Origin of the sequence: Caulobacter sp. 17J80-11 (assembly GCF_014349105.1) — a bacterium.
Lineage (GTDB): Bacteria > Pseudomonadota > Alphaproteobacteria > Caulobacterales > Caulobacteraceae > 17J80-11.
In genome coordinates this window covers 1-15,967 of sequence record NZ_JACSJI010000002.1, presented here as the reverse complement: position 1 = coordinate 15,967, position 15,967 = coordinate 1, and the positions used below count along the sequence as shown (strand labels likewise).

At 67.3% G+C, this 15,967-nt stretch carries 15 protein-coding genes; 6 read left to right on the top strand and 9 right to left on the bottom strand.

Annotated features, from left to right (window positions below; translation table 11 throughout):
* The first annotated feature begins 66 nt into the window (after positions 1–66).
* On the top strand, positions 67–291 hold the full coding sequence (locus H8B08_RS02445) for a hypothetical protein (RefSeq protein WP_187448649.1): 225 nt from the start codon (positions 67–69) through the stop codon (positions 289–291).
* A 4-nt stretch (positions 292–295) separates the two neighbouring features.
* Here the strand turns inward: H8B08_RS02445 and H8B08_RS02440 are convergent, their stop codons facing one another.
* From H8B08_RS02440 to flbT, 7 genes are all read right to left on the bottom strand, one after another.
* Positions 296–1,129 (bottom strand): flagellin, encoded by an 834-nt coding sequence (locus tag H8B08_RS02440; RefSeq protein WP_187448648.1) that lies wholly within the window; start codon positions 1,127–1,129, stop codon positions 296–298.
* Positions 1,130–1,291: 162 nt separating this feature from the next.
* Entirely contained in the window at positions 1,292–1,582 is a 291-nt protein-coding gene (locus H8B08_RS19015) for a flagellar protein FlaG (protein ID WP_255500633.1), read from the bottom strand.
* Positions 1,583–1,683: 101 nt separating this feature from the next.
* Entirely contained in the window at positions 1,684–2,520 is an 837-nt protein-coding gene (locus H8B08_RS02430; protein ID WP_187448647.1) for a flagellin, read from the bottom strand.
* A 284-nt stretch (positions 2,521–2,804) separates the two neighbouring features.
* On the bottom strand, positions 2,805–3,638 hold the full coding sequence (locus H8B08_RS02425) for a flagellin (protein ID WP_187448646.1): 834 nt from the start codon (positions 3,636–3,638) through the stop codon (positions 2,805–2,807).
* 293 nt (positions 3,639–3,931) lie between these two features.
* The gene (locus H8B08_RS19435) at positions 3,932–8,002 is read right to left on the bottom strand and encodes an S-layer family protein (RefSeq protein WP_187448645.1); all 4,071 of its coding nucleotides are present in this window, start codon (positions 8,000–8,002) and stop codon (positions 3,932–3,934) included.
* A 352-nt stretch (positions 8,003–8,354) separates the two neighbouring features.
* A complete protein-coding gene (gene flaF, locus H8B08_RS02415; protein WP_187448644.1) occupies positions 8,355–8,723 on the bottom strand; it encodes a flagellar biosynthesis regulator FlaF in 369 nt (122 codons plus the stop codon).
* The gene (gene flbT / locus H8B08_RS02410) at positions 8,683–9,108 is read right to left on the bottom strand and encodes a flagellar biosynthesis repressor FlbT (protein ID WP_187448643.1); all 426 of its coding nucleotides are present in this window, start codon (positions 9,106–9,108) and stop codon (positions 8,683–8,685) included. Before flbT ends, flaF begins: the two co-directional genes overlap by 41 nt.
* A 159-nt stretch (positions 9,109–9,267) precedes the next feature.
* Between flbT and H8B08_RS02405 the strand changes: the two genes are divergently transcribed.
* From H8B08_RS02405 to H8B08_RS02385, 5 genes are all read left to right on the top strand, one after another.
* Positions 9,268–11,058 carry a tetratricopeptide repeat protein gene (locus tag H8B08_RS02405; protein WP_187448642.1) on the top strand — a complete coding sequence of 597 codons (1,791 nt, stop codon included), beginning with the start codon at positions 9,268–9,270 and terminating at the stop codon, positions 11,056–11,058.
* Between the two features lie 52 nt (positions 11,059–11,110).
* Positions 11,111–11,584, top strand: coding sequence for a hypothetical protein (locus H8B08_RS02400; protein WP_187448641.1), 474 nt, complete (start codon positions 11,111–11,113; stop codon positions 11,582–11,584).
* Between the two features lie 4 nt (positions 11,585–11,588).
* Positions 11,589–12,002, top strand: a complete 414-nt coding sequence (locus H8B08_RS18875) for a hypothetical protein (protein WP_222934304.1) — start codon at positions 11,589–11,591, stop codon at positions 12,000–12,002.
* A gap of 134 nt (positions 12,003–12,136) precedes the next feature.
* Positions 12,137–13,000 carry a MoxR family ATPase gene (locus H8B08_RS02390; protein ID WP_187448640.1) on the top strand — a complete coding sequence of 288 codons (864 nt, stop codon included), beginning with the start codon at positions 12,137–12,139 and terminating at the stop codon, positions 12,998–13,000.
* 71 nt (positions 13,001–13,071) lie between these two features.
* Complete coding sequence (locus H8B08_RS02385) at positions 13,072–14,058, top strand: methyltransferase type 11 (RefSeq protein ID WP_187448639.1); 987 nt, start codon at positions 13,072–13,074, stop codon at positions 14,056–14,058.
* A gap of 73 nt (positions 14,059–14,131) precedes the next feature.
* Here H8B08_RS02385 and H8B08_RS02380 read toward each other — a convergent pair whose 3' ends face one another.
* Both H8B08_RS02380 and H8B08_RS02375 read right to left on the bottom strand, forming a co-directional pair.
* On the bottom strand, positions 14,132–14,965 hold the full coding sequence (locus tag H8B08_RS02380) for an isocitrate lyase/phosphoenolpyruvate mutase family protein (RefSeq protein ID WP_222934277.1): 834 nt from the start codon (positions 14,963–14,965) through the stop codon (positions 14,132–14,134).
* Between the two features lie 201 nt (positions 14,966–15,166).
* Positions 15,167–15,967 (bottom strand): elongation factor Tu (locus tag H8B08_RS02375; RefSeq protein WP_187448638.1); only part of this gene is annotated, 801 nt, incomplete at its 5' end.

The following is a 15,967-nucleotide window of genomic DNA, read 5'->3' as shown; positions in this document are numbered from 1 at the left end:
CGGCGCGGAACGCGGATGGGCGATTTTCGTTTCCGCGTCCGTGGGACGAGGTCGACGGCGCAGCATATGAACCGGCTGCGATTCCTTTGGGCGAACTGGCTCCGCGCCGCGAAACGCACGTTCCGGCGCGGGCCGCCGCGCGCCCCGGCGCCGTTGATCCGCCTGTTCGGCGGCGCGGGACGCCGGATGGACGCGCGGGGGCTGCAGGGCATGCTCGCCGACGCCTTCGGCCGGCGCCCCGCCCCGCCCGCGGCGATCGAGGAGCCGCCGCGCAAGGCGGTCGGCTCCTGAGGGATCAGCCCTTGAACAGCGACAGGATGACCTGCGGCGCTTGGTTGGCGATCGACAGCGCCTGCGCGCCCAGCTGCTGCTGGACCTGCAGGGCCTGAAGGCGCGCGCTTTCGCGGGCCAGGTCGGCGTCCACCAGATTGCCGATGCCGCTCTCCAGCACGTCGGTCAGCTTCGACACGAAGGTGTTGTGCGCCTCGATCTGGCGCGCCTGGGCGCCCAGGTCGCCGAGCGCGGCGTTCACCGCCGCGATCGAGTTGTTAAGCTGGCCCAGCACGTTGGTGGCCATGGTCTTCGTCGCGATGCTCGACGCCGCGCCCATGGAGATGAAAGCGCCGCCGAGCGAGAAATTCTTCACGCCCAGGGTCACGAACGCGGTGGCGTCGGCGTTGGCGAGGAAGGTGATGTTGGCCGCGAGCGAGCCGTCGAGGATGTTGGCCCCGTCGAACTCGGCCGTCGCCACGACCTGACTGATCTGGCGCAGCAGCGCCTTGTAGTCGGAGTTTAGCGCGTTGCGCGAGGCGGTGTCGATCGACGGGTCCATCCCGGCGACGACCTTCTCCTTCACCTGATTCAGCAGGTCGGAGATCGACTCCCCGGCCGCCATCGCCACGTCGGCCATCGACGTGGCCCGGTCCAGGCTCATCTTCACCGCCGAGAGCGCGCCCACGTCGGCGCGCTGGCCCTGGGCGACGGCCCAGACCGAAGCGTTGTCCTTGGGACCGCTGACCTTCAAGCCGGTGTTGATGCGGCTCTGCACGTCCGCCAGCTTGTCGTTGGTCTTGTTCAGGTTCTGCAGGGCGACCAGAGCCGAGTTGTTCGTATGGACGCTGATCGTCATGAGCCTTCTCCTCCGCACGATACGAATCGGAGGCTAGGCGATTCTTTCTTCGCGCATGGTTAACGCGCATAAACAAGTTCGTCCGCGCCGGGCCTGAGCCCTGCGCGGCGACGAACTTCAATCTCCCGGGGCACTCGCGACCGGCCGGGCCCGGTCTCTAGGTCACGCCTTCGCGGCGATCAGGCTTCCAGCGACGTAAGCGGGATCTCGGCGCCACTTGAGCAGCTCTTCCCGCGGAAGCTGTTGAACGACTTCGCCAGTGCGGCGATCGACGGTCCGGTAGATGAAGGTTCCGGACTCGGGATCCTGCTCGATCACCAGGCGATAGTCGGACGAACCCAGACTGATCGCGGCCTCCGGAGCCCGTTGCGGCTGCACCTCTTGCGGCGCGGCCCAGGACTGGAGACCGATGGTTTCGTTTACGGGCGCGACCTTTCCGACATTCGTGGCCATCTCCGTGTGCGCCGGCCGCTTCCGAACGGCGCCCTCTGTTCACCGACCGGCTGACGCCGGCCCGGTCGGAGGCGGGCCCGAAGGCCCGCCTCCCCTTCCGATTAACGGAACAGGCTGAGCAGGGTCGACGACGAGGAGTTCGCGATCGACAGAGCCTGGATGCCGAGCTGCTGCTTGGTTTGCAGAGCCTGCAGGCGGGCGCTTTCCTTCGCGAGGTCCGCGTCGACGAGGTTGCCCACGCCGGCGTCGAGGCTGTCCTGGAGCTTGGTCGTGAAGTCCAGGTGGGTGCCCAGGGCCTTCGAACCGGTGCCGAGCTTGGTCAGCGCGGTCGAGACCTTGTCGAGCGCCGTGTTCATCAGCGACACGATGCCCTTGGCCTGGGTCGCGGTCGTGAAGGTGACGGTCGACGACAGCGAGGCGGTCAGGACGGTGCCGCCGAGACCCATGTTCTGGGCCTGGACGGTGATGGACGAGGTGCCCTTGGCGTTAGCCAGGGCCTGCACGGTCGTGCCGGAGGTCTTCAGCATGTTGGCGCCGTTGAACTCGGCGTTCGCCACGGTCTTGCCGATCTGGTCGCGCAGGGCCTTGAAGTCTTCGGCCAGAGCGTTGCGCGAGGTGGTGTTCAGGGTGGTGTCGGAGGCGGCCAGGGCCTTCTCCTTCATCTGAACCAGCAGATCGGAAACGGTTTCGCCGGCGGCCATCGCGACGTCCACGGTCGATTGACCGCGCTGCAGCGATTCCTTCACGGAGTTGAGGGCGGTGGATTCCGAACGCTGCGACTGAGCGATGGCCCAGACGGCGCCGTTGTCCTTGGCGCTGCCGACCTTCTTGCCCGTGTTGATGCGGGCCTGAACGGTCGCCAGTTCGCTGTTGGTCGAGTTGAGGTTTTGCAGGGCGATCATCGCCCCGACGTTCGTGTTAACGCTGTTCAGCGCCATGGCACGTAGTCCTTCTTCCGGATGTCCGGCGTCATTTTGACTGCCGGGAGCATTTTGCTCGGGAAGACCAGCTGCAAGGCCGGGGCCAGGACGGGGCCGGCGGGGCGGCGGCTGAGCGCCTTGAAATTTCTACGGTACTTTTTGTTCACCACGCTCGGCGGGTAGGCAGATTTTGCCGAGCGTCGGCGGCGGCGGAAGATTTTGCCGGCCCCGGCCGGCGAATTCTGCCTCCGGGACGGAGGAGAGAAGCGGCCGGACGGAGCGAACTCCGCCCGGCCCGCAAGTCAGCCTTTGAACAGCGACATGAGGATCTGCGGCCCCTGGTTGGCGATGGACAGGGCCTGCACGCCCAGCTGCTGCTTGGTCTGCAGCGACTGGAGCTTGGCGCTTTCCTTCGCCAGGTCGGCGTCGACGAGGCTGCCGACGCCGGACGTCAGGGCGTCCGACAACTTGGTCACGAACGTCGAGTGCAGCTCCAGCGACTTGGACTTGGTGCCCAAGCGCGCCAAGGCGGCGCTGACGGCGTCGATCGAGTTGTTGACCGTGGTGATCATGGTGTTCGCCTGGGCCGCCGTAGCGAACGACGCAGTCGCGCCGATCGACACGATCGTCCCGCCCAGCCCCATCATCTCGGGCTGGACAGTCAGGACGGACGAGGCGTCCGCGTTGGCCAGGGCCTGAACCGCGGCCGCGCCGGTCTTCAGCAGATTGCTGCCGTTGAACTCGGCGTTGGAGACGGTCTTGGCGATCTGGTCGCGCAGCGACTTGAAGTCTTCGTTCAGGGCCGCACGCGCGCTCGTGTTGAGCGTCACGTCCGCCGCGGCCAGGGCCTTCTCCTTCATTTGGACCAGCAAGTCCGAAATGGACTCGCCGGCGGAGATGGCCACGTCGACGGTGGAGGAGCCCCGATCGAGCGACTGTTTCACCACACCCAGCGACGCAATGTCGGCGCGCTGCTTCTGGGCGATCGCCCAGATAGCCCCGTTGTCCTTCGCGCTCGACACCTTCTTGCCGGTGTTGATGCGATTTTGGGTTTGCGCCAATTCCACGTTCGTCGTGTTCAGGTTCTGGAGCGCGATCATCGCGCCCACGTTGGTGTTAACCGAATTGCTCAGCATCGGTCGGTCCTTCCATTCTGGTCGGGGAGAAGGCGGCTTTTGCCGCTCGAGCTTTCTTGCTCTGGGACCGCACAAGGCAAACCGCGGGCCAGCCGCGCCAAAACGCGGGCCAGACGAGTTAGCTGATTTTAATGGTGTTTTTTAACGGCTCGCGACAGAACGCCGTTCTGCATGCGCCCCCGGCGGCAACAATTTCAGCCGCCCGGCAGAAATCGCCGCGCCCCAAGATGACGAAGCGTCGCGGCGGATAACCGCCGCGACGCTCGCCAGCGCCATTTCCGTGGAAGCCGGCTTCAGCCCCAGGTCCATGGATCAATCTGCACCAAGCTCGCCGCATTCACCCCCGACAGGGTCAGCACGTCCCCGTTGGAGAATGTGAACACCGCGTTGGCCCCGATCTGAGCCAGCGTCCAGGTCACCCCTGAGGTCGCGAAGGCGGAGAAGTCGAGCTGGTCGTCCACGCCGCCCGCGACGAAATCGGTGATCCGGTCCGCCCCGAAACCGACGTCGAACTCGAACCGGTCGTCGCCCGCGCCGCCGCTGATCACGTCGTCGCCGGTTCCGCCGTTCAGCACGTCGCCCCCGGCCTCCCCGTAGAGGCTGTCGTTCCCGGCCCCGCCCATGAGGGCGTCGTTGCCGGCGTCACCCAGGAGGAACTCGGAAAGCGCGGTGCCGACGAGCGTGTCCGCGCCGACCGTCCCAAGCACGGGAGCGCCCTCCGCCAGGGTGGCCCCCAGCACATTCAGGGAATAGATTTGCGCCTTGGTCCACACTGCGCCGTCGGCGAACTGAATCTGTTCCAGACCATAGGCTCCGCCGCCGGCGCCATGATCGGTCACCGTGATCGTTTCCCCCGTCGCCTTGACCGTGATCACCAGCCCGTTCGAACCCGACGCCAGGGTGACGTCGCCCGAATAGAGATCGGTCAACTTCAGGATGTCAGTTCCGCCCTGGCCGCGGTCGACGATCGTGTCGTTGCCGTCGCCCGACGCATAGACGTACGTGTCGCCGCCTCCCGAGCCGTTCAGGGTGTCCGCGCCCAGACCTCCAATCAGCGTGTCCGCACCGCTCCCCTCCACCGAACTGTCGCCATAGAGGAAGTCGTCCCCCGCGCCGCCGAACACAGTGTCGTCGCCCGCATGTCCAAAGACGGTATCGTTCCCCCCACCAGCGACGACCGTGTCGTTGCCCAGGTCCGCAAGAAGAAACTCCGCCGCCTCGGTTCCGACCAGGGAATCGTCGCCTGCGGTCCCTAACACCGGGACGCCTTCCGCGAAGGTCGCTCCGAGCACGTTCAGTTCGTAAATTTGCGCTTTGGTCCACACGGTTCCGTCGGCGAACTGGATCTGCTCCACGCCGTAGGCGCCGCCTCCGGCGCCGTGTTGGCTCACCGTGATAGTTTCGCCGGTCGACTTGACCGTGACGACCAGGGCGTTCGCAGACGAAGCCAGGGTGACATCACCGGGATTGAGATCGGTCAGCCTCAGGATGTCCGTCCCGTCCACGCCCAGTTCGGTGACGGTGTCGCTTCCAGTGCCTGAAGCGAAAAAGTATGTGTCGGATCCTCCTTCGCCGACCAGGATATCCGTGCCCGCGCCGCCGGTGAGGCTGTCGTTCCCCGCCCCGCCGTAGATCGTGTCGTTTCCAGCTTCCCCGCGCAGGACGTCGTTCCCAGCCTCGCCGAACAGCTGATCGTCGCCGTTCCCCGCGTTGACCGTGTCGTCGCCGGCGTCTCCCAGGATGAACTCCGTAAGCCCCGTGCCGGTCAGAACGTCTATGCCGGTCGTGCCGAGGATCGGGGCCCCTTGCACCAGGGTGGCGCCCAGCGTGACCAGCGTTTCGAACTGCGCGCGCGTCCATACCGTCCCGCCAGCGAACTCGATCCGCTCGATGCCGTTGGTGGAGGCGTAATAGTGGTTGCTGACCGTGATCTGCTCTCCAGTCGCCTTGACGGTGACGACGAGGTTGTAACCCGTGCGCACCAGGGTCACATCGCCAGGCGCTAGGTCGGCAAGCCTGAGGACGTCGACATCCGTAGCTGCGCCGACATCCTCGATGACGTCCGCGCCATCGCCTGACGCATAAAGATAAAGATCAGAGCCCGCTTCGCCGCGAACGGTATCGGCCCCGGCTCCTCCCGTCAGCGTGTCGGCCCCGGCCCCGCCATACAGATTATCGGCGCCCGCCTCGCCGACCAGCACGTCGTCGCCCGCCTCCCCGAACAAGCTGTCGTTGCCGTCGCCCCCGGACACGACATCGTTTCCGGCGTCACCGAGGATGAATTCGGAGAGCGCCGTGCCCGAGATGGCGTCAGCTCCCGCGGTTCCGACCATTGGCGCGCCCTCGGCCAGGGTCGCGCCGACGGCGGTCAAGGTTTCGACCTGCGCCCGGCTCCAAACCACGCCATTTGCAAACTCCATGCGGTCGACGCCGTTGGCGGCCGCGGAATAGTGATTGCTGACCGTGATCTGCTCGCCCGTAGCTTTGACCGTCACGATCAGATGGCTCCCGGAGCGCGCCAGCGTCACGTCGCCCGGTGTGAGATCCGTCAGCTTGAGCGTGTCGATCTCACCAGCGACGCCCACGTCGTCGATGACATCGTTTCCGTCGCCGGAGGCGTACAGGTAGGTGTCCGCGCCGCCGTCCCCCTTTAGGGTGTCCGCGCCCTGCCCGCCGATGAGGATGTCAACGCCAAGCCCGCCGTAAAGCTTATCGTTGCCGGCTTCCCCGCTAAGCACGTCGTCGCCCGCATCGCCCAGCAGGCTGTCGTCACCGGCGCCGCCGGCGACGGTGTCGTTTCCAGCGTCCGCCAGCAGGAACTCCGCCTGCGAGGTCCCGACCAGCGTGTCGGCGCCTGCCGTGCCGACGATCGGCGCGCCGGCGACCTGCGTGCCGCCGACCGTCACAAGAAGTTCGATCTGCGGCCGGGTCCAGGCCACCCCGTTTGCGAACTGGATCTGCTCGATCCCGTAAGCGGCTGAATAATAATGGTGGTTGACGGTGATCTGCTCGCCCGTAGCCTTCACCGTAACGATCAGGTGGTTCCCCGATCGGGTCAGCGAAACGTCGCCGGGTTCCAGGTTGGTCAGCTTCAGCGTATCGACTTCGCCGGCCGCACCCAGGTCCTCGATGATGTCGCTGCCGTCTCCCGAAGCGTATTGGTAGGTGTCCGCGCCCCCGTCCCCCTTCAGCGTGTCGGCACCTTGTCCGCCGATGAGAAGGTCGGCGCCGACGCCGCCATAGAGCTTGTCGTTTCCGGCGTCGCCGCTGAGCACGTCGTCGCCTGCGTCGCCCAGCAGGCTGTCATCCCCGGCGCCGCCGGCGACCGTGTCGTTGCCGGCGTCGGCCAGCACGAACTCCGCCTGCCCGGTGCCGACGAGGGCGTCGGCCCCCGACGTGCCGACGATCGGCGCGCCCGCAACCTGGGTCCCGCCCACCGTAACGAGCAGCTCGAATTGCGCGCGGCTCCAGCTGACGCCGTTGGCGAACTCGATCTTCTCGATGCCGTGGGTGGCGGCGTAATAGTGATTGGCGATGGTGATCTGCTGCCCGGTGGCCTTGACCGTGACCAGCAGATTGTTGCCCGAGGCGCTCAGGGAGATGTCACCAGGGTTGAGGTCGGTCAGGCGCAGGACGTCAACGTCGCCAACTGAGCCGATCTCATTGATCGTGTCCGCGCCGTCTCCCGAAGCGTAGACGTAGACGTCCGACCCGCCGTCGCCCTGGAGGGTGTCCGCGCCAGCGCCGCCGATCAGAGTGTCCACCCCTAGACCGCCGTAGAGCTTGTCGTTTCCGGCCTCGCCATAAAGCGCGTCGTCACCCGCGTCGCCCACGAGACTGTCGCCACCGAGCCCGCCATAAACGGCGTCATTTCCAGCCTCAGCAAGGATGAACTCGCCGAGAGCGGTCCCGGTCAGCACGTCGCTCGCCGCCGTGCCGACGATCGGAGCCCCTTCTGCAGAAGTCGCCCCGAGCACGTATAGGTTGTAGATTTGCGCCTTGGTCCAGCTGACGCCGTTGGCGAACTGCAGCAGCTCGATGCCGTACTCAGCGGTGTAAAAGTGGTTGGCGACCGTGATCTGCTGGCCGGTCGACTTGACCGTCACCAGCAGGTTGTAGCCCGAAGCGCTCAGGGCCACGTCGCCGGGATTCAGGTTGGTCAGGCTCAGGATGTCCGTGTTACCCGCGCCTGTCCCGAAGTCCTGAATTATGTCGGCGCCGTCGCCGGCCGCGTAGATGTAGGTGTCGGACCCGTATCCCCCGTTCAGAATGTCCGCCCCCAAACCGCCGGTGAAGACGTCATCTTCGGCGCCTCCGGTGAGCGTGTCGGCGCCGGCCGTGCCGTTCAGAACCAGTCCGGTCATCTGGGGTCTTCCTGTGATTTTGTGGGGAGGGCGCGCGCGAGCGCCGGCGCGCGCGGAAACGCGCGGGCTGACGTCCGGCAAGAGCGGAGCGGGTTAGCGGGAGACGGCGGCAGCGCGACGATGGACGGGTTCAGGAGTCCTCGATTGACTCGATTGTCGCTGGATCACGCCACAACCTCCGGGAAACGTCCGAAACCGGACGCTACGCGTGGAGCGCGAGCGGCGAAACCCGAAATCGTGCCTAACGCGAACTCAACCACCTAAGACGCTGAGCCAAAAAGCAAATCGGCCCGCGCGGGCGCGGGCCGATTTCATGGTTCGATCGCTAGTCGGCCGGCGTCGGTCCTGGCGGTCAGGCCGCCTGGACCGACGAGCCGCCCGACAGGCCCTGCATCACGATCCGGTTGATCTCGATCAGCGGCTCGAACTCCTCCTCGCGGCGCATGACCGCTGAGGAGTGCTTGTTCACCCAGATACTGAGCGAGATGATCTGCGCGCGTAGGGCGTCGGGCTGACCGTTGGCCGGGTCCGAACAGTCCGTAGCCAGGGTCGACCAGAGCCTGCGGTTCCAGTCCAGCGCCTCGATACGGGTCTTGAAGTCGGACGGGTCCGCCTTGGCCGCCTCCATCAGGGCGCGGGTCACCTGACCGAACAGCCGGTACTCCGCTTCCCGAGGGTTCTCAGCCCTCTGCGCGGCCCGCTGATACGCTTGAAGCGACATTGCCCAACACCCCGTCTTCGTAGTCGATCAGCTTCCGGCAGGTCATCAGCGCCTTGTAGTATTCGCGCGCCATCACCTGCTTGGAAGCGTTCACACAATCGGTGAGCACGTCCGGATTGCGGACGACGCTCATGAACTCCCCGAGACGGCGCGCGAATTCGTCGTAGTACCGCTCGGCCCCGGCCTCATCGAGGTACATCATCATCACCGGGAAATAGATGCGGCGCGCCGGCGACGTCGCGTCCTCGGCCTGCATGATGTCCTTCTCGCGCAGGACCGACGCCTTGTTCTGAAGAATCAGGGTGCCGCGGCGATCGCCGTTCTGCACCACGGCGCCGTTCAGCACGAACCGCTCGCCGGGTTTCAGGGACAGCTTCAAAGGCATGACGAAGGAACTCCCCAGGCCCGACTACACTGCGTCGGGACTGAACGGACGCTAAACGCGCGTAGTTAACGAGACCTTGCGGCGTCGCGACCAATGGTTAGCGCCCCCTTAAGGAATCAAGGTCCATCCTCGCCCCGCTCCAGTCTCGAGCGGACCGCCATGGCCGAACACGTTCTTCAGCGGCGCACGTCGCCCGATCCCGCCGCCGCCTCGGCCCTGCCGGACGCCCGTCCCGCCGTCGTGCGGCCGGCCGGCGGCGCCGTCGGCGACGCGGCCTCGCCAGAGGCCCTCGACCGCCTCGAAGGCGCCGTCGCAAGCCTGAAGCAGCAGGCCAGCATTCCGTGGCTCCGGCAGGCGCTCTCAGCCATTCAGCAGGACGACTGGAAGAACGCGGCCGAGCACGCCCGAAAGGCGCTCGATCTGGATCCGGGCAACGGGTTCGGCTGGTGGCTGCTGGCTATCGCCTGCGACAAGGGCCGCGACCTGATGGGCGCGCTCGAGTGCTACGAGAAGGCGGTCGCCCTCCTCCCAGAGTTGCCCGAACTGGCCAACGACCTAGGCCGCCTCGCCTTCCAGCTCGGCCAGATGGACGTGGCCGAAAAGCTGTTCCTGCGCTTTCTCGCCGGCCGTCCGGGCGATACCGACGGCGTCAACAACCTGGCCTGCGCGCTGCGCGACCAGGAGCGCTACGGCGACGCCGTAGACGTGCTGCGCCCGGCGATCTACGCCAATCCGGAAGCGGCGCTGCTCTGGAACACGCTCGGCACCGTCCTCAACGAGATCGGCGACATGGCCGAGGCGGTCACCTTCTACGACGAGGCCCTGCGGCTCGAGCCGACCTTCGCCAAGGCGAGCTACAATCGCGCCAACTCCCGGGTGGCGCTGGGCGACGTCGCCGGGGCGCTGGCCGACATGGACGACGCCCTGCCCGGCATGGCGCTGGAATCCGAGCGCGCCATGACCGAGTTCGGCCGATCCACCATCCTGATCAGCAGTGGCGACCTCGCCGCCGGCTGGGACGCCTACGAAGCCCGCTTCGACCCTCATTTCGCCGACGCCGTGCAGTTCGTGTGCGAGGCGCCGCGCTGGAGCCCGGACCAGGATCTCGCCGGCAAACGCCTGCTGGTTTACGGCGAGCAGGGCCTTGGCGACGAAGTGATGTTCGCCAACGTCCTGCCCGACCTGATCGAGGCGCTGGGGCCGGAAGGCAGCCTGGTGCTGCTGGTCGAGCATCGCCTGGTCGCGCTGTTCCAGCGGTCGTTCCCGGGCGCCGAAGTCGGAACCTACTCGACCTTCCGAGTGAACCATCGCCTGATGCGCGGATCCAGGTTCCTGGAGACCGTCGCCCCGGTGGACGCCTGGACCACCCTCGCCACCCCCCTGCGGCGCTTCCGCAGGTCGGTCGGCGCCTTCCCGAACCGCGAGCGCTATCTGCAGGCCGACCCCGGGCGGGTCGAACACTGGCGGCGCGAGCTGGCCGCGGCCGGCGACGGCCCCAAGGCGGGCCTGCTGTGGAAGAGTCTCAAGCTCACCGCGGCCCGCCGCCGCTACTTCTCCCCCTTCGAGCAGTGGCGCCCGGTGCTCGAGACGCCTGGCGTCCGCTTCGTGAACCTGCAGTACGGCGACTGCGCGGAGGAGCTGGAACAGGCCCGCGCCGCTGGTTTCGAGATCTGGAACCCGCCGGGGATCAACCTGAAGGACGACCTCGACGACGTGGCGGCGCTGTGCTGCGCGCTCGACCTCGTCATCGGCCCCGCCAACGCCACGACCAACATCGCCGCCGCCTGCGGCGCGCCGGTCTGGCTGGTGTCCACGCCCGACGCCTGGCCCAAGCTCGGCACCGACCGTTACCCCTGGTATCCGCAGGCCCGCGTGTTCAATCCGCCGGCCTATAATCAATGGACGCCGGTAATGGCCGAGCTCGCCGGGGCTTTGAGAACGGCGTTCTGAGCCGGAACAGCCTTCGCTCCTTCACGTTTCCCAAAGACGTGAGGGAGCCCCCATGGCCGACACCTACGATTACGACGATCAGGACCAGTCCGAAGTCTTCGACGAGGACAACACCGAGATCGACCCGAACGCGGTCGGCGGCGCCGAGTTCAAGACGTTCGAGGAGATGCCCGACGTCTACGACGCCACCCAGGCGGTGGGCGACGCTCGCGACGTGGACGAGCTGGACGAGGCGGACTTCTCCGAGGACGCCGTAGACGACGAAGACCTCGAGGAAGAAGACGAGGTCGTCGACGACGACGTCTATGACGAGACCGACGAGGAGGACGTGGTCGACCTCGACGACGTCGACGGCGTCGACGAAGCGGACCCGAACGACGTCGAGCTGGAATTCACCCCGGACGTTGACGGACGCCACGGCGCCCAGGCGAGCGCCGCCCATTTCGAATCCCGCGGCGAGCTCGACACCGAGGCCCTTGAGGACCTCGGCTACGCCCCCGATCAACCTGACGAAGAAGAGGAGTAAGGCCATGGCCCGCCCCCACGACCAGGATCCCCGTCAGCGTCCGACCGAAGGGCGGCGCGACCTGCGCAACCTGAACCTCGACCCGCAGGACATCTGGGACGAGCCGGTATCGCGCAGCGACACGGTCGAGGCGGCCGGCTACGAAGAGGTCGCCGGGGCCGGGCGCGAACCGCGCAGCTTCATTGAGCGCGGCGCGGGCGCCACCAACGCCGACTCCGGCCCGACCCCGATCTGCGCCGACGGCGAGGAGAACGCCGATTACGCCCGGCGGGCCGCGCCGCTCGCGCCGGATGAAAAGCCCGACCAGCTGGCCGACAGGGACCGCTCGGTCGAGGACCGCCAGGAGGCGCTGATGGACGAGGCGGTGGAGGAGACCTTCCCGGCCAGCGACCCGGTCTCGCCCAAGCACATTACCTGAACGGGCCGCGTCGTCGGACCGAAAGGGGCGCGCCCGCGGAGCGGGCGCGCCTTTTGTTTGCGAAACGGCGAAGCCGGTTGTGACCTCGCGCCGGCGCGTTAGTTTGCGCCGATCACCTGGAGAGTTCCGTCCGCATGACCGCGCGTTTCGAAGGCACCGCAGATTATGTCGCCACCGACGACCTCAAGGTCGCGGTAAACGCCGCCGTGGCGCTGGAACGGCCGCTGCTGGTCAAGGGAGAGCCCGGCACCGGCAAGACCGTGCTGGCCTACGAGATGGCCCGTGCGCTCGAGGCGCCGCTGATCACCTGGCACGTGAAGTCCACCACCAAGGCGCACCAGGGCCTCTACGAATACGATGCGGTCACCCGCCTGCGCGACAGCCAGCTGGGCGACGAGCGGGTCAAGGACGTCCGCAACTACATCAAGAAGGGCAAGCTCTGGGAGGCGTTCGACAGCCCCCGCCGCCCCGTCCTGCTGATCGACGAGATCGACAAGGCCGACATCGAGTTCCCGAACGACCTGCTGCAGGAACTCGATCGGATGGAGTTCTACGTCTACGAGACGAACGAGACGGTGAAGGCCGCCGTCCGTCCGATCGTGGTCATCACCTCCAACAACGAGAAGGAGCTGCCGGACGCCTTCCTGCGGCGCTGCTTCTTCCACTACATCCGCTTCCCGGACGAGGAGACGATGCGCGCCATCGTCGAGGTCCACTTCCCCGGCGTGAAGCAGCGGCTGGTCGCCGAGGCGCTGAAGGTTTTCTACGACCTGCGCCAGGCCCCAGGCCTGAAGAAGAAGCCCTCGACCTCCGAGCTGCTGGACTGGCTTAAGCTGCTGCTGGTCGAGGACATCGACGAAAGCGTGTTGCGCGAGCGCGACCCCAAGAAGCTGATCCCGCCCCTGCACGGCGCCCTGCTGAAGAACGAGCAGGACGTGCACCTGTTCGAGCGGCTGGCCTTCCTCGCCCGGCGCGAAGGGGGCCGTCCCGGCCAGTAGGCCTTACCGGGAATTCACTAGGGAAAGCCACGGTTCGGCGGCAAGCTTACGGCGACAACAGGGTAGCGATCATGCGCAAGTCGATGCTCGTGGCTGCGGCCAGCCTGGCCGCCATGTTTCTATCGGCGTGCGGCGACGAACCGTCGATCCGCATCCGCAAGACCGTCGACACCGACGAGCACGGTCCGCTGCGCGTCGTGAACCAGCTGGAATGCCCCGAGCAGCAGGGCCCGCTGACCCGCACCCGCACCTCGGCCGACGGCCTCTCCTGCGTCTATTCCGGTCCGCGCGGCGCCGAAGTGACCCTGCGCCTGGTACGGGTCGCGGCCGGCAGCGACGCCGAGGCGGCCCTGCAGCCGATCGAAAAGGAACTGCAGGCGCTGATGCCGCAGACCGTCGCCAAGGCGGCCAAGGCGGAAGCCGAGGCGCAGGCGCGCGCGGAGGCCGACGGCCGCGCGGCCGACGTGGCCGAAGCCGAGGCGCTGCGGGCCGAAAAGGCGGCGATCGCGGCTGAGCGCCAGGCCCACGCCGACGAACGCGCGGCCATGGCGGCTGCGGCGCGGGCCGAAGCCGACGCGCGCCGGGCCGAGGTCCGTGAGGCGCGGGTCTCGGGCTCCAGCCGCGACAATGTCGACGTGCGCCTGCCCGGCCTGACCGTCCGCAGCGAAGGCGAAAAGACCGTCGTGCGCCTGCCCGGCCTGAAGGTCGACGCCGACGACGCCGGCGCCAAGGTGCGGATCGGCGGCGTGCGCATCAACGCCGACGACGCCTCCGGCAAGGTGTCGATCGACGACGGCGACGAGCAGGTCGACATCCGCGCCCACGACGAGTCCGCCGAGATCCGATCGCGCAGCACCTCCAGCGGTCTGCGCGCCACCTACATCCTGGTCGACGAGGTCGCCTCGGCCCAGGGCTGGAAGCTGGTCGGCTACGAGGCGCGCGGCCCGGAGGGCGGCCCGATCGTGGTCGCCGTCGTTAAGAGCAAGGACCGCAAGGAAGACGCGGTCTTCGACGCCGCCAAGGCGCTGGTTAAGCGCAACGTCGGCGGGGGCGACTAAGGCCGCCGGCGTCTTCAACCCCGCCGGATTGGTCCGGCAGGGCTTCTGTTCAGTCAGCGTCCGAGGGACGCCGTCATGCGGCAGATCCGCAGGGGCCGCCTTCCGCCTCGCGCGCCATCAACCGGTTGAGAGCGGCGTACGCGCCGGGCGCCTCGGACAGCGGCTCGGAACGGCCGTCGCGCAGGAAGTTCGCGGCCAAGGTCCGGGCCCGTTCCCAGACGGCCTCGGGCACGGCCGATCCAGCGCTGAGCCGACGCACGCCGAGCGCCGCGAGCTCGGCCGCCGGCGGCAGACCGGGACGCGCAAGCACGTTGACCGGCAGGCCCGCGCCCGCGACCACGGCGCGGATCTCGTCGGCCGCAGTGATCCCCAGCACGAACAGGCCGTCAGCGCCGGCGGCGCGGTAGCGGTCAGCTCGCGCGAGCACTTCTGCGACCGTCTCGTCGCCGCCGGCGCCAGGGCGCAGGTAGACGTCCGTCCGTGCGTTCACGAACAGGTCGACGCCCAGTCGCGCGGCCGCGCGCCGGGCCCGCTCGATCTTGGCGCACAGAAGGTCGGGCGCGCCTACGCCGTCTTCGATGTTGATCCCGACCGCTCCGGCCGCCACGACGCCGGCCACCGTCGCCTCGACAGCATCGAGGTCGTCCGAATAGCCGCCCTCGACGTCGACGGTCAGCGGGACCGCCACCGCTCGGGCGATCCGCTCCACGGTCTCGACCAGCAGGCGCGGCGGCAGGGCATTGCGGTCCGGATAGCCGTGCGCCCAGGCCACGCCCGCGCTGGTCGTGGCGATCGCCCTGGGGCCGAGGCTGTCGACCAGGCGGGCGCTGCCCACATCCCAGACGTTGGCGAGAACAAGCACGCCGGGGCCAGCGTGCATGGCGCGAAAGCTGGCGTCGAGGCCCACCTGTTCCTCCCCCCTGCCGAGTAAACCAGGTCGCAACCTATTCGGTCGGGCCGGCGTTCGCAGCAGCTTCGCGACCAAGCCGGCGCAACTGGCGGCCAAAGCCGGCGCGCGCGGCTCCCGGGGAAGGACCAACTAAACAAAAACCCCGCCGGATCGCTCCGGCGGGGTTTCATTGGTTCTGCGCGGTTAAGCGCTGACCGACTACTCGAGGATCTTGGCCACGACGCCGGCGCCGACGGTGCGGCCGCCTTCACGGATGGCGAAGCGCAGCTTCTCTTCCATGGCGATCGGGGTGATCAGCTCGACGTTCAGCTCGGCGTTGTCGCCGGGCATGATCATTTCCACGCCTTCCTTCAGCTTGATGATGCCGGTGACATCGGTCGTGCGGAAGTAGAACTGCGGACGGTAGTTGGTGAAGAACGGGGTGTGACGGCCGCCTTCTTCCTTGGTGAGGATGTAGGCCTCGGCCAGGAACTTGGTGTGCGGGGTGATCGAACCCGGCTTGCACAGCACCTGGCCGCGCTCGACGTCTTCACGCTTGGTGCCGCGCAGCAGCAGGCCGACGTTGTCGCCGGCTTGGCCCTGGTCGAGCAGCTTGCGGAACATTTCGACGCCCGTGCAGGTGGTCTTTTGGACCGGACGGATGCCGACGATTTCGACTTCTTCGCCGACCTTCACGATGCCGCGCTCGATACGGCCGGTCACCACGGTGCCGCGGCCCGAGATCGAGAACACGTCTTCCACCGGCATCAGGAACGGCAGGTCCATCGGACGTTCCGGCTGCGGGATGTAGCGGTCGACTTCCGACATCAGCTCCAGGATGCGCTCTTCGCCGATGGCGGCGTCGCGGTTTTCCACGGCGGCCAGGGCCGAGCCCTTCACGATCGGAATGTCGTCGCCCGGGAAGTCGTAGGACGACAGCAGTTCACGAACTTCCATCTCGACCAGGTCGAGCAGCTCGGCGTCGTCGACCATGTCGACCTTGTTCATGAACACCACCAG